This is a genomic window from Rummeliibacillus stabekisii, from assembly GCF_007988965.1.
GTDB classification, from domain to species: domain Bacteria; phylum Bacillota; class Bacilli; order Bacillales_A; family Planococcaceae; genus Rummeliibacillus; species Rummeliibacillus stabekisii.
The window spans coordinates 618807-637171 of sequence record NZ_BJVD01000001.1; the positions used below are offsets into that span (position 1 = coordinate 618807).

General features: G+C 37.3%; 23 protein-coding genes. 3 read left to right on the forward strand and 20 right to left on the reverse strand.

Annotated features, from left to right (window positions below; all coding sequences use genetic code 11):
- Nucleotides 1–12: 12 nt before the first annotated feature.
- The 5 genes from resA to RST01_RS03155 all read right to left on the reverse strand — a co-directional run bounded on the left by resA (nt 13) and on the right by RST01_RS03155 (nt 3860).
- Nucleotides 13–543: a thiol-disulfide oxidoreductase ResA gene (gene resA, locus RST01_RS03135; protein WP_066791844.1), complete on the reverse strand. Its 531-nt coding sequence runs from the start codon at nt 541–543 to the stop codon at nt 13–15.
- A 118-nt stretch (nt 544–661) separates the two neighbouring features.
- Nucleotides 662–1393 carry a pseudouridine synthase gene (locus RST01_RS03140; RefSeq protein WP_066785957.1) on the reverse strand — a complete coding sequence of 244 codons (732 nt, stop codon included), beginning with the start codon at nt 1391–1393 and terminating at the stop codon, nt 662–664.
- A 99-nt stretch (nt 1394–1492) separates the two neighbouring features.
- Complete coding sequence (locus RST01_RS03145; protein WP_223823522.1) at nt 1493–2491, reverse strand: D-alanyl-D-alanine carboxypeptidase family protein; 999 nt, start codon at nt 2489–2491, stop codon at nt 1493–1495.
- Between the two features lie 18 nt (nt 2492–2509).
- Complete coding sequence (scpB, locus tag RST01_RS03150) at nt 2510–3109, reverse strand: SMC-Scp complex subunit ScpB (RefSeq protein ID WP_147193994.1); 600 nt, start codon at nt 3107–3109, stop codon at nt 2510–2512.
- Nucleotides 3081–3860, reverse strand: coding sequence for a segregation/condensation protein A (locus RST01_RS03155; protein WP_147193996.1), 780 nt, complete (start codon nt 3858–3860; stop codon nt 3081–3083). Before RST01_RS03155 ends, scpB begins: the two co-directional genes overlap by 29 nt.
- 56 nt (nt 3861–3916) lie before the next feature.
- On the opposite strand from RST01_RS03155, the gene RST01_RS03160 reads away from it, so the two are divergent.
- On the forward strand, nt 3917–4423 hold the full coding sequence (locus RST01_RS03160; RefSeq protein ID WP_147193998.1) for a DUF309 domain-containing protein: 507 nt from the start codon (nt 3917–3919) through the stop codon (nt 4421–4423).
- Here RST01_RS03160 and RST01_RS03165 read toward each other — a convergent pair.
- The 12 genes from RST01_RS03165 to RST01_RS03220 form a co-directional block, all read right to left on the reverse strand.
- Nucleotides 4420–4791: a GNAT family N-acetyltransferase gene (locus RST01_RS03165; protein WP_066785937.1), complete on the reverse strand. Its 372-nt coding sequence runs from the start codon at nt 4789–4791 to the stop codon at nt 4420–4422. The two genes, RST01_RS03160 and RST01_RS03165, sit on opposite strands and share 4 nt — an antisense overlap.
- Nucleotides 4792–4986: 195 nt before the next feature.
- The gene (gene lysA / locus RST01_RS03170; RefSeq protein WP_147194000.1) at nt 4987–6303 is read right to left on the reverse strand and encodes a diaminopimelate decarboxylase; all 1317 of its coding nucleotides are present in this window, start codon (nt 6301–6303) and stop codon (nt 4987–4989) included.
- 80 nt (nt 6304–6383) lie between these two features.
- On the reverse strand, nt 6384–7937 hold the full coding sequence (locus tag RST01_RS03175) for a spore germination protein (RefSeq protein WP_244946635.1): 1554 nt from the start codon (nt 7935–7937) through the stop codon (nt 6384–6386).
- Entirely contained in the window at nt 7927–8721 is a 795-nt protein-coding gene (locus tag RST01_RS03180; RefSeq protein ID WP_066785928.1) for a SigF/SigG family RNA polymerase sporulation sigma factor, read from the reverse strand. The genes RST01_RS03175 and RST01_RS03180 overlap by 11 nt, the downstream gene beginning before the upstream one ends.
- Before the next feature lie 4 nt (nt 8722–8725).
- Nucleotides 8726–9172, reverse strand: a complete 447-nt coding sequence (spoIIAB, locus tag RST01_RS03185) for an anti-sigma F factor (protein WP_066785925.1) — start codon at nt 9170–9172, stop codon at nt 8726–8728.
- A complete protein-coding gene (locus RST01_RS03190; protein WP_066785922.1) occupies nt 9165–9518 on the reverse strand; it encodes an STAS domain-containing protein in 354 nt (117 codons plus the stop codon). The genes spoIIAB and RST01_RS03190 overlap by 8 nt, the downstream gene beginning before the upstream one ends.
- A gap of 231 nt (nt 9519–9749) precedes the next feature.
- Complete coding sequence (locus RST01_RS03195; protein ID WP_147194002.1) at nt 9750–11054, reverse strand: pyrimidine-nucleoside phosphorylase; 1305 nt, start codon at nt 11052–11054, stop codon at nt 9750–9752.
- A 15-nt stretch (nt 11055–11069) separates the two neighbouring features.
- Complete coding sequence (deoB, locus tag RST01_RS03200) at nt 11070–12272, reverse strand: phosphopentomutase (protein ID WP_147194004.1); 1203 nt, start codon at nt 12270–12272, stop codon at nt 11070–11072.
- Nucleotides 12273–12351: 79 nt separating this feature from the next.
- Nucleotides 12352–13263, reverse strand: a complete 912-nt coding sequence (xerD, locus tag RST01_RS03205) for a site-specific tyrosine recombinase XerD (protein ID WP_147194006.1) — start codon at nt 13261–13263, stop codon at nt 12352–12354.
- 57 nt (nt 13264–13320) lie between these two features.
- Nucleotides 13321–13818, reverse strand: coding sequence for a ferric iron uptake transcriptional regulator (gene fur / locus RST01_RS03210; protein ID WP_066785913.1), 498 nt, complete (start codon nt 13816–13818; stop codon nt 13321–13323).
- A 119-nt stretch (nt 13819–13937) separates the two neighbouring features.
- Nucleotides 13938–14447 carry a hypothetical protein gene (locus RST01_RS03215; protein ID WP_147194008.1) on the reverse strand — a complete coding sequence of 170 codons (510 nt, stop codon included), beginning with the start codon at nt 14445–14447 and terminating at the stop codon, nt 13938–13940.
- 54 nt (nt 14448–14501) lie between these two features.
- Nucleotides 14502–15047 (reverse strand): NUDIX domain-containing protein, encoded by a 546-nt coding sequence (locus RST01_RS03220; RefSeq protein ID WP_147194010.1) that lies wholly within the window; start codon nt 15045–15047, stop codon nt 14502–14504.
- 70 nt (nt 15048–15117) lie between these two features.
- On the opposite strand from RST01_RS03220, the gene RST01_RS03225 reads away from it, so the two are divergent.
- Nucleotides 15118–16017, forward strand: coding sequence for an aldo/keto reductase (locus RST01_RS03225; protein WP_147194012.1), 900 nt, complete (start codon nt 15118–15120; stop codon nt 16015–16017).
- A 149-nt stretch (nt 16018–16166) separates the two neighbouring features.
- On the opposite strand, the gene RST01_RS03230 is transcribed toward RST01_RS03225, so the two are convergent.
- Complete coding sequence (locus RST01_RS03230) at nt 16167–16421, reverse strand: YqkE family protein (RefSeq protein WP_147194014.1); 255 nt, start codon at nt 16419–16421, stop codon at nt 16167–16169.
- Nucleotides 16422–16601: 180 nt separating this feature from the next.
- On the opposite strand from RST01_RS03230, the gene RST01_RS03235 reads away from it, so the two are divergent.
- Nucleotides 16602–17537: an alpha/beta hydrolase gene (locus tag RST01_RS03235; protein WP_147194016.1), complete on the forward strand. Its 936-nt coding sequence runs from the start codon at nt 16602–16604 to the stop codon at nt 17535–17537.
- A 28-nt stretch (nt 17538–17565) separates the two neighbouring features.
- Here RST01_RS03235 and RST01_RS03240 read toward each other — a convergent pair whose 3' ends face one another.
- Together RST01_RS03240 and sirA are read right to left on the reverse strand one after the other, a co-directional pair.
- On the reverse strand, nt 17566–17787 hold the full coding sequence (locus tag RST01_RS03240; RefSeq protein ID WP_066785889.1) for a YneF family protein: 222 nt from the start codon (nt 17785–17787) through the stop codon (nt 17566–17568).
- 133 nt (nt 17788–17920) lie between these two features.
- A complete protein-coding gene (sirA, locus tag RST01_RS03245; protein ID WP_066785888.1) occupies nt 17921–18361 on the reverse strand; it encodes a sporulation inhibitor of replication protein SirA in 441 nt (146 codons plus the stop codon).
- Nucleotides 18362–18365 lie beyond the last annotated feature (4 nt).

Genomic DNA, 18365 nt, shown 5'->3' on the forward strand with positions numbered 1-18365 from the left:
AAGAACTCCTTATTATGGTTTAATACTGTTTAGATATTGATTAATCTCTTTCTCTTTCATTTCCCCGGTAATAATATTCTCAATTTTGCCATCTTTATTAATCAGTATCGTAGCTGGCAACGGATCAACATTGTATGCTCTCATAACACTTCTAGTTTTATCGATTACTATTGGAAATTCAACTCCTAGCTTGTCTGTAAAACTTGTTACTTCAAGTTCGGATTGAGCAATATTAATACCCAATATTTGGATTCCTTGATCTTTAAATTCTTTATATTGATCGTTTATAGCAGGCATCTCTTTTTTACAAGGTTTGCACCAAGTTCCCCAAAAATTTAACAGGACACCTTGACCCTTATAGTCCGATAGCTTATGTGTTTTACCATTTAAGTCCACAAGCGAGAAGTTAGGAGCATCATCCCCCACTTTAAGCAACTTTACATCATTCTTATTTGCTGTTGTATAAATAGTGTAAACGATAGCAGCTACAAGAACAGCCAAGATGGCTATTCGTAGATACAGCCTTTTTTGTTTTTTTTCCATTGGCATAGAAAGCCTCCTTTAACAGTAGAAACAGCCTATTCCATTATAGCAAATTTAATCTAATTAGTTCTGTAAGATATAGGTCTTTGTGAAAGCTTTATGAAGGATAATCGGCTGGTTAGCCGATTTTTCCTGTTTCTGACAATACACGTAGCTGTTTTACTTCATGTGCTGTTAATTCGCGTGATTCTCCTGCATTTAATCCATGTAAACCTAAAAATGCAAATTGCTCCCGTTTTAATTTTTGAACTGGGCATCCAATTGCTTCAAACATACGCTTCACTTGTCTATTTTTACCTTCATGAATGGTAAGCGCAATGATGGACTTATTTTGCTGTTTATCCGATGATAGCACTTTCACTTTTGCAGGAGAAGTTTTGCCATCTTCTAGTTCAATCCCGCGTTCTAATTTTTTTAAATCTTCCCTGCGAGGTAAACCCTTCACTTTTGCTACATATGTTTTATCAATTTTATAGCGAGGATGTGTCATTTGATTTGCAAATTCCCCATCGTTTGTTAACAATAAAACTCCTGATGTATCAAAATCTAAACGGCCGACTGGAAAGATCCGTTGTTCCACTTGCGGAAAAAGATCTAAAACAGTTTTGCGCCCTCTATCATCAGATACAGCTGAAATAACACCACGCGGTTTATATAATAAGTAATATACTTTCTCTTCCTTTTCTATTTTTACACCTTCTACTTCAATCGAATCATGTGAGGACACTTTGATACCGAGCTCACGAACGACCTGACCATTGACTTTTACTTTACCTTCTGTAATTAATTCCTCTGCTTTTCTTCTAGAAGCAATCCCCGCATGTGCGATTACTTTCTGTAGTCTTTCCATTTAGTCACCTCATTAAACTTAATGCTATTAGCCTTCAAAAATTATGTCATACTTTGACTAATAATAAAAGAGAAAAAGACCGTCACTAGGACAGTCCTTTTACTTCCAAATCATTTGTACAGGCTCTTCAATCAAAGGCTTTCCATTTAACTGGAATTGCCATACACCAATCTCTCCCTGTGCAATGCGTGGCATCTGCAAAATAGATTTGACTTTTTTGCTCTCATCTTTTGTTAACAAAGCCGACACAGGATGGTCAAGTTTAACTTGTAAATCATCTTTCACTTGATAAACACCTTTTTTTGCTAAGACACGTTGTTCATATTTATTGAAAACTGTGTCTGCAAATCCAGCATGCACTTGCCAGTCATTAGATTCGTTTAGCGTCACAACAATTACGCGCTTTCCATCTTTTTCAAAATATGTTGCAAGTGTTCGTCCCGCTACTTTTGTATAACCTGTTTTACCTGCAATCGCATATTTATTAGAGTGCAACAATTTATGTTTGTTTTGCCAAACTGTTGGGTTTTCCAAATCACTTTTATAGAATTTGGTAGTAGCAATTTTACGGAATTTTTTCTCCTGCATCGCAATACGAAGCATTTGGGCCGTATCATAAGCAGAGGATAAGTGCTTCTCATGATGAAGGCCAGAAGGGTTTTCAAATCTGGTTTCTGTTAAATCATAGAGCACAGCATAGTCGTTCATTAATTTAACAAAGCCTTCTGCTGATCCACCTACTTCTTCTGCAATTGCTGTGGCAGCATCATTACCCGAACGGAGAAGCAGGCCATTGAGCAGTGTTTTTAGGCTCGTCTCTTCACCCTCTTTTAAATAAATGGAAGACCCTTCGCTCAAGGTTGCTCTTTTCGAAATGGTTGTCGTTTTATTTATATCCATTTCTTTAATTGCTACAAAAGCTGTCCACATTTTTGTAAGGCTTGCAATTGGGAGTCTTTCATGTTCATTCATCCCTATGAGCAGCCTTCCCGTATCTGCATCAATTACTGCATACGAATGAGAAGCAGCTTGAGCTGTTTTTTCAAATGGCATAAAAACGACAAGGCAACTTAATACTACGATAATCCAACGATACAAATTGTCACTCCTTTAACTTCATTCTGTTTCAGGTTCCTGGAAGGCTTCTTGGAATTTAGACATAAATAAGTCTGGTTGATCATCCAGCTCTTCCATTCCTTCTTCTGGGAGAGTCGGCAATTCAGATAAATCATTTAAACCGAAATAATTTAGGAACTCTTTCGAGGTGCCATACAATATTGCACGTCCAGTCCCTTCTGCTCTTCCCACTTCATGGATTAAACCTCTTGCATTTAAAGTATGTAACGCTCTCTCACTTTTTACACCTCTTAAATCATCAATTTCTACACGAGTTATTGGCTGCTTGTACGCAACAATAGCTAATACTTCTAAAGATGCTTGTGACAATGATTGGCTTGGAGGATTCTCAACTAATTTTTGGATCAATTCAGCATGCTGTGGCTTCGTAATTAGCTGAAAGGTTCCTGCTAATTCTTTTAGTTTGATTCCCCTGTTATCCTGTTCTTCATAATCTTTCATCATTTGCTCAAGAGCTAATTTTATTTCACCTTCATCAGCCTCTAGTAAAATGGATAGTTGTTTAATTGTCAGTCCATCTTCACCTATGACAAATAGTAGGCTTTCAATTTTACTCATCAATAGATTCAAGTTGCTCATCTGTTATTTCTTCCTTCCGTAGTATCACCGTTAAATCGGCAAAGTTGTTCAATTGTTCAATCGCCACGATTTGCCGCTTCATCAATTCTAGAAGTGATAAAAATGTGATAACAAGCGTTTCTCTGTCATCTGACGGAAATAAATCAAAAAAGTCTGCACGACCGTTGGAAAACTTTAATACATTGATTACAGACTTCATTTGAGCTTTTATCGTGATGTCTTGTTTCGTTATCTTTGTAGACAAAGGAGCTTTCAATCTTTTTCTATTTAACATTTTTTGAAACGCCGCAACCATATCATAGACATTGACTGAAGCATCAAATAAAGCAAGTTGTTCCTCTGGCATAAGAGCAGATAAATCTGTTGGCGGTCTCGTAAAATAATGTGTTCTGCTGGTTTCTAATTCTTTTAAATTAAGAGCTGCTTCTTTATATTTTCTATATTCTATTAATCTTGCTACAAGCTCATCACGGGGATCCTGCTCTTCAATTTCAAACTCTTCTTCAGTCAGTTCCCCTTCATATATTGGTAATAGCATTTTACTTTTAATGGCGAGCAATGTTGCAGCCATAACCAAATATTCGCTTGCTTCGTTCAATTCCAAAACTTGCATCGTATGAATATGGCCCATATACTGTGCAGTAAGCTCAGCCATCGGTATATCATATATATCAATTTCCAAACGATGAATTAAGTGCAATAATAAATCAAGAGGGCCTTCAAAAGCCTCTAACTTCACTTCGTATGACATATCTTACCACCTGACAATTTTTCTTTAAAATTTAGTATAGAGGAAAGGTGAGCAAAATGCATCCTATGCATCATCCTTTATTTATTCAATTTCTTGCATACTTTAATGGCAACCAAGATTATTTTGAATGCCATGAAGTTCTAGAGGAGTACTGGAAGTATGTAGCTCCACGGGATAAATTGCATCCACTAACTGGCTGGATCCAATTAGCTACTGGCTTATATCATTATAGGCGAGGCAATTACAAAGGTGCTGATACTATTTTAAAAAAAGCAGAGCTAACTCTTCGCAATTCCCTTCACTCGCCTTTTTTTGATGACAAGGAAATCGATGCTCTTAGCGTAATCGAACATATTCATCAAACTCAAAAAAATGTGAGTCTTAGGGAACCTTTTAAAAACTGGCCAGTCAATATATTATCAATTTCTTTAAAAGATAGGGTAGAAGAATCCATCTCTATATTGCCAAACCAGGATGATCAATTCCTTCAAAATAAGCATATGCTTAGAGATCGTACGGATATTCTTCGTGCACGGAACGAAAAAAGAAGAAGCAGACATTAAACCTCTTCGTCTGCTTCTTCCAACATTGTTAAACATTTTTGTATAAACGGCTCTGTTAACTCATCAGCGGCAATAGAGCCACAAACATCCATTTCATAAAGCTTTCGAATCATTTCGACTCCAACGCCTTCTCCACGATGAGAAGGATCAACGGAAATATGCCTAACAATCCATTTATTATCTTTAATTTCGACTCCTACAAGACCAATATAATCATCGTCTTGTTTCCACAAATATAGTTGCCAGTTTGGATCAGAGTTATATTGACAAATCGTCTCTTGCAATTTTTTCACGTCTTTATGTTCTGGCATAAAGGACAAAAGCCCCATTGCAATTTTTTCGTTTGCTTTTTTATAACGACATAACATGTATTAGATCCCTCTTCTTTTTGCCTTTAAGTCTCTTTGAATATCCTACACGAAAATAAATAAATGCGCAAATATTCTTCCGTTATTTGGTAAGGGAATCAGGTGCTACAAAAAACCAATAGATTACTCCCCAAATCACAGCCATTAAAATAAAAGATATTAATAAAATAATATTGCTTCTTCTCACGATAGCTTTTACCTCCTTCCAATTGTCAAAGGAAGGTCTAACCTTACAATATCCTCATATGTTTCACGCTTGATTGCCAACTGATGTCTTCCCTCTTCTACAAATACTACCGCAGGCCGGGGAATTCGATTATAGTTGCTGGCCATTGAGTACCCGTAAGCCCCCGTGCAAAATATAGCAAGAATATCATTAGGCTCAGCCTCTGGCAATTGTATATGCTCAATCAGTTTATCACCAGATTCGCATAACTTACCAGCTATCGTGTAAAACTCAGCAGGTTTCTGTAAAATCTTATTAGCAATGGCCGCTTCATACTTCGCTCCATATAGAGCTGGACGGATATTATCGGACATTCCACCATCAACTGCTAAGTACTTTCGTGTATCGGGAACCACTTTTTGTGAACCTATAGTATATAAAGTTGTTCCAGCTTCGCCTACTAGGGAGCGACCTGGCTCAATCCAAATTTCAGGCATGCTTAAATTGTGCCTTTTGATTTCTTCTGATACTGTTTGAATTAATTCTTCTACATAGATATTTGGCTCTAATGGCTCGTCGTCTTCCGTATATCGAATACCAAAGCCACCGCCTAAATTAAGCACGTTAATCTCATAGTCTTCCTCGTTATGCCATTTACTAATTTTTTCTATTAATCTAATGGCAGCCAACCTGAATGCTGTACTGTCAAAAATTTGTGAGCCAATATGACAGTGGAGACCTTGTAGTTTTAGAAAAGGATCGTGCTGCAGCTCTTTAAATGCTCTGTCTGCTTGCCCATTGTTCAAGTCAAAGCCAAATTTCGAATCTGCTTGTCCTGTCGTAATAAAATCATGGGTATGTGCTTCAATCCCCGGCGTAACCCGAAGAATTACGTCCATTTTCTGCTCTTTACGCGCAGCTAGTTCTTTTAGTAATTGAATTTCTCTAAAGTTGTCAATGACAATACAGCCAATTCTTTCATTAAAAGCAAGCTCTAATTCTTCCAAACTTTTATTATTTCCATGAAAGTGAATTCGATTGCTAGGAATTCCTGCCTGTAATGCTGTGTATAGCTCGCCTCCTGAAACGACATCTATCGATAAGCCTGCTTCTGCTGCAGCCTGATAGATGGCGATACTTGAAAACGCTTTGCTTGCATAACACACTTGTGCTTTCACAGAAGCTTTCTCGAAAGTATCGATAAAACTCTTTGCCCTTTTGTAAAATAACTCGAGGTCATACACGAAAAGGGGAGTCCCATATTTTTTTGCAAGATCTACCGTATCTATATCTCCAATTGTTAAATGGCCTAATTCATTAATTGCTTGCGTTCCATATAAAAACATCAAATCTCTCCTATCATGAATAAACCGAATTTTCTTTATAATGAACTTTACCATGATAGGAAGAGAGATGCAATGCGTTGTTAGTTTCGCTTTCTGTCTTTTGCTCCAACAATATACGGACGAGGAGCGTCGTTAGTCATTGGGAAACGAATTAATACATGGGCAAAACCAACTGGGAAAAATGGAATGAGCGGCCATAGATAAGGCACCTTCATCGGTTTTAGAGAGACCATGTACCAAACAAGTAGGAATAATCCTATAAAGAAACCATTTAATCCTAATGCTGCTGTTAATAAGAGCAAGATAGTTCTAAATATTTTTATCGATATACTTAGCTCATAAGAAGGAATAGCAAAGGTGAAAATGGCCGAAATAGCCGTATAGAGAACAACCTCAGCTGAGAATAAGCCGACATCGATTGCAATTTGACCTATGATAATCCCTGAAATAAGTCCCATGGCAGTGGATAAAGGAGTTGGAGTATGAATCGCGGCAATCCTTAAAAATTCGACGCCTATGTCTGCAGTTAATATTTGGACGAGGAGAGGAACTGAGGTTTTTTTGTTAATGCCAATAAAATCAATTGATTGCGGGATAAATTCAGGATGTTTGACTAGTAAAAACCATAGAGGAAGCAAAAAGAAACTTAAAAATACGCCAAAGAAGCGCAAAAATCTAAGCATTGTACCAATGGCTGGCGCTTGTCTATATTCTTCAGCATGTTGCAAATGATGAAACATTGTAATTGGGACCAATATAACAGATGGTGATGTGTCTACTACAATGGCGATATGGCCTTCTAAAACATGCGCAGCTACAATATCCGGCCTTTCACTGTATCGGACAAATGGAAGCGGATGATAACGTTGCTTAATCAGCCATTCTTCTAGTGATTTATCCGACATGGTCATGCCGTCATGATGAATCGCTTTAATCCTCTCTCTTACATAATGGAGATGCTCATCATTAACAAGTTCTTTAATATAAACAATAGCTATATCCATTTTGCTTCGAGCTGTTTCTTGGTGAAGCTCGAACCTTAAAGAAGTGTCACGAATTCGCCTTCTAATCAATGCCGTATTCAAAACTATATTTTCTGTAAAGCCATCTCTAGAGCCACGTATTACCTTTTCATTATCTGGTTCTTCTGGCTGTCTACCAGGATAACTTCTTAAATCAGCAACAAATGCTATACCAGAGGGTGTGATAAACGCGACTTGCCCACTTAAGATTGCAGCCAACAATTTGTCCTTAGATGTTTGCATTTCCCAAGCAAAATAAGGAAAACATTCAAAGAAGTACTTTGCTTCTACACTTAATTTCTCTTCTTTGCTTGAATCCACTTTTTCATCTTTCTTATTAGCATCTAATTCTGGAGCATCTTCTTTTTTCACTTGAGCGTGGTTCTTCGCAAAGACAGATGTAGGCTGTGTGGCTGTTAAAATACGCGTGAAATTTTCTGTATCAGTTAAGCCATTAATATTAATCATAAATACGTCCATGTTGTGCACATGGACATATTTCATATTGATATCATAGCTTTCACTTTTACCAAACTGCGAAATCATGAACTCTTCTGCAGCTTCGTTGCTTTGAAATAAAGATACTATTTTATTATTGGTATCATTGCTCATGTTCTGCCACCTTTACCAATTGTTCGTATTGTTGATCTGTTAACCAAATTTTAAGCTGTGCTAATATCTTCTTCTCTAGCCGTGACACTTGCACTTGAGAAATACCCAAGCGTTCGGCAATGTCACTTTGGGTGCAATCATGGTAATAGCGCAGATAGATGACTGATTGTTCTCTTTTCCCCAGTCTCTCTAACATATCTTTTAATGGAATATGTTCAAAAGGTTTTTCAGATCTCTCATCTTTCATTTGATCCATTAAGCTTATCGGATCCCCATCGCTTTCAAAAATTTGTTCATGAAGTGAAGCAGGGTCTCGTAGCGCGTCGCTGGCCATTGTGATGTCATCAATAGAAACATCTAATTGCTGCGCCAATTCTTGCAATGTCGGCGGCCTTTCATTGTTCTTCAGGAAGTCATCTGTTGCATGACGAATTTTAAAATTAAGCTCACGGATGGAGCGGCTCACTTTTACCATACCGTCATCGCGCAGAAATCGTTGAATCTCCCCAATGATCATTGGAACAGCATATGTGGAAAATTTTACCGGGTAGGATAAATCAAATTTATCGACTGATTTCATGAGGCCAATACAACCTATTTGAAACAAGTCTTCTAAGTCTGCCCCTCGTGATGCAAATCGTTGAACAATGGACCAAACAAGTCTTGTGTTTCCTTCTACCATATCTTTCCTTGCTGCTTCATCCCCTGCCTGCGCTAATTTGATAAGCTCTCGCATCCGATCTTGTGTTAGTAACTCTTTTGACGCTTGCGGGTTTGATGTCATATTGTCACCTTACATATAGCGGCTCTTGGACTGGTTGAAATTGTTTCTTGAAAGTAACGGCCGTTCCTTTCCCGAGTTCTGATTGCACAGTTAATTGATCTGTAAAGCTTTCCATGATGGTAAAGCCCATCCCTGACCTTTCTAGCAATGGTTTTGTTGTATATAGCGGTTCCATCGCTTGTGTCACATTTTCAATTCCTATACCTTGATCAAGAATTGTTATGGTTACTTCTCGGCCATGTCTTGAAGCTTGTACTGTTACAATGCCATTAGGATTTTCATCATAACCGTGAATAATCGCATTTGTTACTGCTTCTGAGACAACTGTTTTAATTTCTGATAGTTCTTCAATAGTTGGATCAAGTACTGATAAAAAGCTTGTTATCGCTATTCTAGCGAGTGCTTCGTTATCGCTTACTGCCATGAATGATAGCGTCATTTCATTATCCATGCAGAATCCCTCCTAAACTTTGGATGGCTTCTTGTTCAGTGTCATGCCAAATATATTTTCCTAATCCAGAGAACTGGAATATTTTCTCCATGGTAGAAGAAGGTTTAATGATTAATGTACGGCCATTGTGCACTTGCAGATCTCGCATTCTCCCAAGTATTAAGCCTACGCCTGCGCTATCCATAAATTGAAGGCTTTCTAAGTTCCAGATAATATCTTGTACATAACCGCTATAGATCGCCTGAGAGATATCTTCGCGGATATGGCGAGCTGCATGGTGGTCGAGTTCGCCCCCAAGCCTGATAATGGCTATTTTTTCTGATGTAATTTCAATATGATGCTGCATTTGTATACCTCCTTTTTAGAAACTATACTACATGAAAAGGTAGGTTTCCTTAAGTATGACAATTTAAGAAGTAATAAGCTAAAAATAGAAAAAATGTGACAGCTACCATCCCTCATTATAGACGGCCATTTTCCCTTTTAAACACAAAGAGTTGGATTAATATTTTTGATTTCAAGTCAAAAAGTGATATAGAAAAAACCTGCATTCAATAGAATGCAGGTTTAATTTAAACTATTCAGTAATGATTTCTTCAATTAATTCTGGTGCTTTCACTTCGTTTTCTGAGAGTGAAATATTAGCGTATATCTTTTCGATCACTTCTTTGACTTCTTCTTGGTTTGCATAAATTGTAGCTAGAGATTCTCCTTCTTTTACAGAATCGCCCACTTTTTTATGCAATATAATACCAACAGCAAGGTCAATAACAGAATCTTTAGTAGCACGCCCAGCACCCAGTAACATTGCAGCAGTACCAATCTCGTCTGCTACAATATGACTTACATAACCTTGCTCTCTTGCAGGTACCTCAAACGTATATTTTGCTTGCGGCAACAGGGAAGGGTCGTCCACTACACTCGGATTGCCCCCTTGGCTTTCAATAAACTCTTTGAAAACTTCTAAAGCTTTGCCGTTTTGAATAACTTCTTCGAGCTGTATTCTTGCTTCCTCGATAGTTTTCGCTTTATTACCAAGTACAACCATTTGAGAACCAAGTGTCAGGCAAAGCTCTGTAAGATCTTCAGGTCCTTCCCCACGCAATGTATCGATCGCTTCTTTGACTTCTAATGCATTGCCTATTGCATAGCCTAGAGGCTGGTTCATGTCCGAAATAATCGCCATTGTATTACGTCCAACATTTTTTCCTATTTGAACCATTGCATGCGCCAATTTCTTAGAATCTTCAACCGTTTTCATAAAGGCGCCATCACCTGTTTTAACATCTAATACAATAGCATCTGCTCCAGCCGCAATCTTTTTACTCATAATTGAGCTTGCAATTAGGGGAATGCTTGATACAGTTGCTGTAACGTCACGTAGTGCGTAAAGCTTTTTATCAGCTGGAGTTAAGTTCCCGCTTTGGCCAATGACGGCTAGCTTGATTCGGTTTACTTGTTCTGCAAATTGTTCAGTTGATAATTCAACATGGAATCCATCGATTGCTTCTAATTTATCAATCGTTCCGCCCGTATGGCCTAAACCGCGTCCGCTCATTTTTGCCACAGGAACGCCTACAGCAGCTACTAGTGGTCCTAGAACAAGTGTAGTTGTATCTCCAACACCACCTGTCGAATGCTTATCTACTTTTATTCCTTCTATATCGGACAAGTCGATTTGGTCGCCCGACTCCACCATAGCCATTGTTAGATCCGCTCTTTCACGCTCACTCATATCTTGGAAATAGGTTGCCATCAACAAGCTACTCGCTTGGTAATCAGGGATAGACCCGTCTGTATAGCCTTGGATAAAGAAGCGAATTTCTTCTGTCGTAAGTTCTTGTCCCTCACGTTTTTTTTCGATAATGTCTACCATTCTCATGGATGGATCCCTCACTTATTTTAAAAGTTGTAAAAAGCTTGTGCCGAATTCAGGCATTTTGACACCAAAGTTCTCAGCAATAGTCGCTCCAATAGCAGCGAATGTTTCTGTCTTTGGTAGTTCTTTACCTTCTTTCAATCGAGGCGAATAAGCAATTAGTGGAACAAATTCGCGCGTATGGTCTGTTCCAGGGAAAGTAGGGTCGTTTCCATGGTCTGCTGTAATGAGAAGTAAATCATCTTCCTTCATAAGGTCCAACGCTTCTGCTAATCGACGGTCAAATTCTTCAAGAGCTTCTCCGTATCCAATAGGATCGCGTCGATGGCCATATTTAGCATCAAAGTCAACCAAATTAAGGAAAGATATTCCTTGGAAGTCTTTTTTCAAGACATTCACTAATTGATCCATTCCATCATCATTGTCTTGTGTACGGATAGCTTCCGTAACGCCTTCGCCATTGTATATATCTGATATTTTGCCTAATGCTATGACATCGTAGCCTGCATCCTTCAATTCATTCATTACTGTACGGCCAAATGGTTTCAATGCATAATCATGACGATTGGAAGTACGTTCAAAATGGCCTGGTGTACCAACAAAAGGTCGTGCAATAACACGGCCAACTAGATATTCAGGTTTTAACGTAATTTCACGTGCAATTTCGCATATTTTGTATAATTCTTCTAGCGGGATAATATCCTCATGTGCAGCAATTTGCAATACTGGGTCAGCAGATGTATAAACAATAATTGCACCTGTCTCCATATGCTCTTTTCCGAAATCTTCAATGACTTGTGTCCCTGAAGCTGGTTTGTTGCAAAGCACTTTGCGCCCAGTACGTTCTTCTAATTCATCAATAAGCGATTGAGGGAATCCTTCTGGGTACACTTTGAATGGCTTGTTAATATTTAGGCCCATGATCTCCCAGTGGCCAGTCATCGTATCTTTACCTACAGAGGCCTCTTGCATATAGCCATGAAAAGCTTGAGGCTGATCAACAGACTTCATGCCCTCTAAATCTTCTAAGCCGATTATGCCTCGAATATTAGAATAGCCCAACTTTTCCATATTCGGCATTGTGAGCCCTTTCATTTCTTTCGCGATGTGTCCTAGAGTATCCGCGCCAACATCGTTAAAACTAGCTGCATCCGGCGCTTCTCCTATACCTACTGAATCCATGACGATAAGGTGAATGCGTTTAAACGGTTTTATAGTCATAATGTTGCCCTCCTTGTTTATAGATTTATTTTACCAAAATATTTTAAAAAATAAAGGTCAGACATCTGATGTATATATTTTATGCTCTTGGATGGAACTGTTTATATACTTCAGACAACCTTGATTTGCTAATATGTGTATAAATTTGTGTTGTAGAGATATCAGCATGTCCAAGCATTTCTTGCACTGCACGTAAATCTGCTCCATTTTCAATTAAATGAGTCGCAAAGGAATGACGTAAAATATGTGGCGTCAATTCTTTCGTTATATTCGCTTTTTCTGCATAACCCTTTAATAATTTCCAGAGACCTTGCCTGGTTAACCTTTTCCCTCTCTGATTGATAAATAACGCATCTGTTCGTAGCTTCGGATTCTCAAGATGAAAACGCGCATGATTTAAATAATTCGTACATGCATTAATGGCTGAGTTCCCAAGAGGAATAATCCTCTCTTTGCCGCCTTTCCCAAAAACACGTACAAAGCCCATGGTTAAATGAATATCTTCCATATTAAGTGTTATACACTCACTCACACGCATACCAGTTGCATATAAAAGTTCCATCATCGCTTGATCTCTAACACCTTGTGGCCGCGAAAGATCCGGCATAGAGAGAAGACGATCTATTTCTTCAATTGATAATATTTTTGGCAATTTTTGCTCAATTTTAGGCAATTCTAAATGTACGCTCGGATCATTGTTTGAATATTTTTCTCTTAACAAAAACTGATGAAATGAGCGAATGGATGAAATATGCCTTGATATGGTCCTAGCTGAAATCCCTTTTCTCTGCAAACTCTGCAAATATTTTAAAATCTGCAATTTATCAATTTCATCAAATTTCTCTAGCTGACTCGGACTCGTCTCAAACAAAAACTGTGTATAATCTTTTAAATCTCGTTCGTAGGACTGCAATGTATTTTGTGATAATTGGCGCTCTACTCTTAGAAAGTGAATATAATCTGCAATTGCATCTAGTATTTCTTGTTTCATCGCAATAATCCTCCTAAAACAAAAAAGGACAGCACCTCCGCCATCCTTTCCATTTGTTTAAAAATCTTCATTATTATTTGGATTGTTAACATTCTCTTTGTTTTTTTCTTCGGCATGCTTTTCAGTACAACGCCAGCATATACCGTGAAATGTCAATCGATGGTCCTTTATTTGGAAATTCCACCGTTTTTCAACTACTGCTTCAACATCTTCAAGCAAGTCTTCTTGTATTTCATCAACGGCGCCACATTCGATACAAACGAGGTGATGATGAAAATGAGCTGCACCCTCTTGCCGTAAATCATAACGAGAAACCCCATCGCCAAAATTAATCTTATCGACAATTTTCAGCTCTGTCAGCAACTCTAATGTACGGTACACAGTTGCTAGACCGATTTCCGGTGCTTTCTCCTTTACTAATAGGTAAACATCCTCAGCACTTAGATGATCTTCTTCATTTTCTAAAAGTACTCTAACCGTCGCTTCTCGTTGTGGCGTCAGTTTATAGCTAGCACCATGTAATTGTTTTTTAATTCGATCAATACGGCTCTCCATATGACGCCCCCCTAAACTTCTACCATTATACCAAAAGTTTATTTCTCATTACAAGATTAAGCGACTAAAATACTTATAATGATTGTTTAATGATAATTAATATCAAATGATAAAAATCATTAAAACATAAAATGGATAATGAGAAGCTCAATACCAAATATAAGTGCAGCTAATACTCCAATGGCGATGAGTCGATTCCAATGAAGCCCCTGCCGTCTAGAATTATAAAATGGTTTAGGGACAAGCACAATTGAAAATAACAATAATAAGCAAGTGTATAAAAATTGAATAGGAAACCACCAAAAAACGTAATTCCAAATAGCATTTTGAGTAGCGATTAGATAAGCTGAACAAAAACCAAAAAAGGCGCTTTTACAGACGACTACTAATCTTGTTGCATGGCGGAACCATTGATGTGTAGCAAGCAACACTAAGAAAAGATACGGCATAAATGCTGGCCATAGCGATTGCCACATTTTTGGCTTACCCTCAAACAGAAGGCGAGGATCAATTATAGATATTAGCCATTCGGTTTGTTCGGGAGCTGAAATCTTAAAAGCTATAATTCCACCAATGAAGCCAATTGAAATGATTAGAAAAAAATACGATAGTTGCAATGAACGATTCACTAGGTCACCTACTTTCTAATAGTACAACCTATGCTCCTCGTTCTAAAAAATACCTTATTTTGATAGATTATTTTTTGCCCACATAATTGCTAGAATTGTTTTCGCATCATAAATTTGTTGTTTCTCTACTAAACGCTCTGCTTCTTCAATGGAAACTTCCATAAGTTCAACAAATTCGTCTTCATCTGGGCTTGCTGGCTGTTCTATTTGATATAAATCTGTTGCAGCATAGAGATGGATAATTTCATCAGCAAATCCAGGAGATGTGGCGAATGAATAAATTTTTTCAAAATTCTTCGCACCGTAGCCTGTCTCTTCTTCCAATTCACGCATTGCTGTTTTTTCTGGAGCTTCACCTGGCTCGAGCTTACCAGCTGGAATCTCAATAATACTTTGTTCGAGAGGCTTACGATATTGTTCTACCATAACTATTTTCCCTTCTTTTGTTACAGGAATAATAGCAACCGCTCCCGGATGTTTTACTAATTCTCTTGAAGCAGTTTTGCCATTTGGTAGTGTGACTTCATCTTTTTGGACATTAATAATACGTCCTTTATAAATTTCTTCTGTTGAAATAGTTTTTTCTTCAAATTTTTTCATTGTCGAATTCCTCTCTATTGTTATTTATCTATGAATCATTGTACCATTATCTTTAAAGGAGGCGATAGTTTTGGAAAAAAGACGGTTAGGAGCAAGTGAATTACTATTATCAGAAATAGGTCTAGGATGCATGTCTTTGCCGACAAATCGTGTTGACGCATCATATATAGTTGATACCGCAATCGATGCAGGCATCAACTACTTTGATACAGCTGACCTCTATCAGCGTGGCATGAATGAAGAAACCATCGGCCATTTACTAAAAGAAAAGCGAAAAGATATATTACTGGCGACAAAGGTGGGAAATGTATGGAATTCTTCTTCTGATTCATGGCACTTTGACGCTTCCGCTCAACATATCAAAAAAGCTGTCAGAGAGAGTCTGAGTCGTCTTCAAACAGATTATATCGACTTATATCAGCTGCACGGTGGTACCTTAGGGGAAAATTGGGAAGAGATCATTGATACATTCAATGAACTGAAACAAGAAGGTATTATTCGTGAATACGGTATTTCTTCTATTAGGCCAAATGTTTTTATACCCTTTTTAAAAGAGAGCAAAGCTGTATCCATTATGATGCAGTATAGTTTGCTCGACAGACGCCCAGAAGAATGGTTTGATTCCATTAAAGAGCTCGGCGCTTCAGTAGTGACTCGTGGATCTCTTGCTAAAGGACTGCTCACGGATGATTGGAAAAATAGGGTTCAAAAGACCAATGGTTATCTGACATACTCACAAGAAGAACTACAAGCTACCTTAACTAATTTGGCGAATGCGGCCACTTCAGTTCATGTGACCGCCTTGCAAAGTGTTCTCCAGCATAAAGAAATTGCCTCTGCTATTATTGGAGCAAGCACACGAGAACAAATTGCAGCAACTATTCAAGCCTATAATCAAATTGACCATTCCAATGATAGTAATTTAGTCGAATTAACAAAGCTAGACCAATATACAGAACATCGACTATAAAGTATAGTCACCTCACTTAGGAGATTATTTCATCTAAATTTTCTTATTCAGCCATCAGCTGGATTATAAAAGCCGCGAATAGTTGCATTTAAGGATAGGACAAAGTATGTCTATCTTTTTGATGCAATACTATTCGCGGCTTTTAACCTTTAAAATTTGGAACCTCTGTCTCCATATTCATCTAATAATTCCGCAAAGGATTTATTCTTCTCTCGTTGCTTGCGCTCAAATGCTAATTGTGCTGCTTTTTCTTCTTGTACCTGTTGCTCTTTTGCCACAAGTTCCTTTTTCGCTAGCTTTAACTTTTCCAATACATCTCCGTTTAATTGATCTTGCAATGTAAGCTTTTCATCTTTTTGCTCTTTTTGAGAAGATATATTTTGGTTTTTTCTTTTCTTAGCCATTTACAAAATTCCTTTCAAATTCCATTTCACTTTATCAAAAATCCAAGTCAACTCATATTATATTATAAAGCAATACAAATATTAAAAGTAAAAGACTTCAGAAAAACGAGGGATTTGATTCATTGCAAACAAATCTTTATGGCAGGAATGTAAAAATCTATATTGGAAGCAGGGGTGTCGATGAAAAAGAAGTTTTTTTGGATTTTCGGGTTAGTGACAGGCATTTTTGGCGGCATCCTTTCATTAGCTGGTTACCTAGTTTCAAGCCAACTCATTTATATAAAGAAAAAAGATGACTTGTTTATTTTAGAAAGAGAAAAAAAAGCTTTACGCTACGACGAAAAATGGTTCAATAGAGTAGAAAAAGAAGATATTATAATTTCTTCTCCAAATGGTTACGTCATAAAAGGAATCTATTTTAAGCCCCTACAGACAAAGAAGACAATGATAATTTGTCACGGGGTCACGGAAAATAAGGTAAACTCAGTAAAGTATGTAAGACTTTTTGAACGATTGGGCTTCAATACCATTGTTTATGATCATCGGAGACACGGAGAATCAGGAGGAAAGACCACAAGTTATGGCTTTTATGAGAAATTCGATTTAGAAGCTGTGCTACATTATATAAAAGAACAATTAGGGTACGAATCCATTATCGGCGTTCATGGTGAATCAATGGGCGCAGCTACCACCCTTTTATATGCCGGTATACTGGAAGATAGAGCGGATTTTTATATTGCTGATTGCCCGTACTCAGATTTCTATGAACAGCTTTTGTATTTAATGAAGAAAAAAACTCCATTAAAAAGTCCTTTAGCTATAAAACTTGCTGAGATTTTTTTACGTCTTCGAGATGGCTACTGGTTGAAAAATGTTGCTCCGAGAACAGCCATTCCTAATATTACAAAACCTGTCCTGTTCATTCATAGCCTTCCAGACGACTTTATTTTGCCAGACATGACGATTGAGTTATATCAATTAAAAAAAGGCCCCAAAATGCTAAAGTTATTTGAACATGGGGCACATGCACAATCATTTAATGAAAATCCAGATGAGTATGAAAAAGCTGTGCATACATTTATCGAAAAATATATTACAAATGAACAAGAAACATAAAAAACAGCACTCATTGGAGTGCTGTTTCTTATTTATTGTTTACTTTATTCATTTGGTTCATCATTTGTTTAATTTGTTTTTCTGATGGCTTTCTACCCATTTGAGTCATCATCATACGTAACATTTGTTCATTGATTGGTGGGTTTTCTTTCAGGTATTTCATCATATATTGTCTTGCAATAAAGAATCCGCCAACTAAACCAATAATTAACGCTACAATAATTAATGTAATCGCTAGTCCAGTATTCAACTAATTTCCTCCTCTAAATTGTGCATACGAGAATATCTCTCCAAAGAGGATTATACAACAAAAATGTCATCGACACTACTATTTCTCTTATTTTTGGTGACCGAGTCTTTCTCCTTCTAGTAAAGAGGCACTGTTAACTTTCTGCCAGAACAGAAAATTTTGGAGGTTTTAACCAGCCACATTCCATTTCGCCCTTATTGAAGCCAATAAAACCAGAGCTAATTTTTGATAATGTTGCAAATAAATCTAACTCTAACATACGGGAGCCAATACAATAAACATTTAGATAGTATGGCTGAATTTCTATGTGAAGATCCCCTTTGAATTGATTACTTAAATAGATTTCATGGTTTTTAATATTAATAGCAGAAAAACTAGTATGTAAATGTTTTTCTATGCTAGTTTCAATATCCTCAACAGGCAATGTCTCACATAAATAAGCTAATTCCTGTGAAGGATAAAAATTATTTTGGTTCGTTTTGACCCCATTAATTAATTCGAATAGAAGACGTTCTCTACCATATATAAATGATTGATGTTTTGGTTTAATATGAAAGATTGAGTAAACACGCATTTTT

Coding starts and splice junctions, on each gene's coding strand:
- deoB (WP_147194004.1), bottom strand. CDS start 12,272: ATGACTATAAAACCGTTTAAACGCATTCACCTTATCGTCATGGATTCA.
- resA (WP_066791844.1), bottom strand. CDS start 543: ATGGAAAAAAAACAAAAAAGGCTGTATCTACGAATAGCCATCTTGGCT.
- fur (WP_066785913.1), bottom strand. CDS start 13,818: ATGGAGAGCCGTATTGATCGAATTAAAAAACAATTACATGGTGCTAGC.
- RST01_RS03160 (WP_147193998.1), top strand. CDS start 3,917: ATGCATCCTATGCATCATCCTTTATTTATTCAATTTCTTGCATACTTT.
- RST01_RS03195 (WP_147194002.1), bottom strand. CDS start 11,054: ATGAGAATGGTAGACATTATCGAAAAAAAACGTGAGGGACAAGAACTT.
- RST01_RS03175 (WP_244946635.1), bottom strand. CDS start 7,937: ATGAGCAATGATACCAATAATAAAATAGTATCTTTATTTCAAAGCAAC.
- RST01_RS03190 (WP_066785922.1), bottom strand. CDS start 9,518: ATGCAGCATCATATTGAAATTACATCAGAAAAAATAGCCATTATCAGG.
- RST01_RS03230 (WP_147194014.1), bottom strand. CDS start 16,421: ATGGCTAAGAAAAGAAAAAACCAAAATATATCTTCTCAAAAAGAGCAA.
- scpB (WP_147193994.1), bottom strand. CDS start 3,109: ATGAGCAACTTGAATCTATTGATGAGTAAAATTGAAAGCCTACTATTT.
- RST01_RS03165 (WP_066785937.1), bottom strand. CDS start 4,791: ATGTTATGTCGTTATAAAAAAGCAAACGAAAAAATTGCAATGGGGCTT.
- sirA (WP_066785888.1), bottom strand. CDS start 18,361: ATGCGTGTTTACTCAATCTTTCATATTAAACCAAAACATCAATCATTT.
- RST01_RS03140 (WP_066785957.1), bottom strand. CDS start 1,393: ATGGAAAGACTACAGAAAGTAATCGCACATGCGGGGATTGCTTCTAGA.
- RST01_RS03155 (WP_147193996.1), bottom strand. CDS start 3,860: ATGTCATACGAAGTGAAGTTAGAGGCTTTTGAAGGCCCTCTTGATTTA.
- RST01_RS03220 (WP_147194010.1), bottom strand. CDS start 15,047: ATGAAAAAATTTGAAGAAAAAACTATTTCAACAGAAGAAATTTATAAA.
- RST01_RS03180 (WP_066785928.1), bottom strand. CDS start 8,721: ATGACATCAAACCCGCAAGCGTCAAAAGAGTTACTAACACAAGATCGG.
- lysA (WP_147194000.1), bottom strand. CDS start 6,303: ATGTTTTTATATGGAACGCAAGCAATTAATGAATTAGGCCATTTAACA.
- xerD (WP_147194006.1), bottom strand. CDS start 13,263: ATGAAACAAGAAATACTAGATGCAATTGCAGATTATATTCACTTTCTA.
- spoIIAB (WP_066785925.1), bottom strand. CDS start 9,172: ATGGATAATGAAATGACGCTATCATTCATGGCAGTAAGCGATAACGAA.
- RST01_RS03235 (WP_147194016.1), top strand. CDS start 16,602: ATGAAAAAGAAGTTTTTTTGGATTTTCGGGTTAGTGACAGGCATTTTT.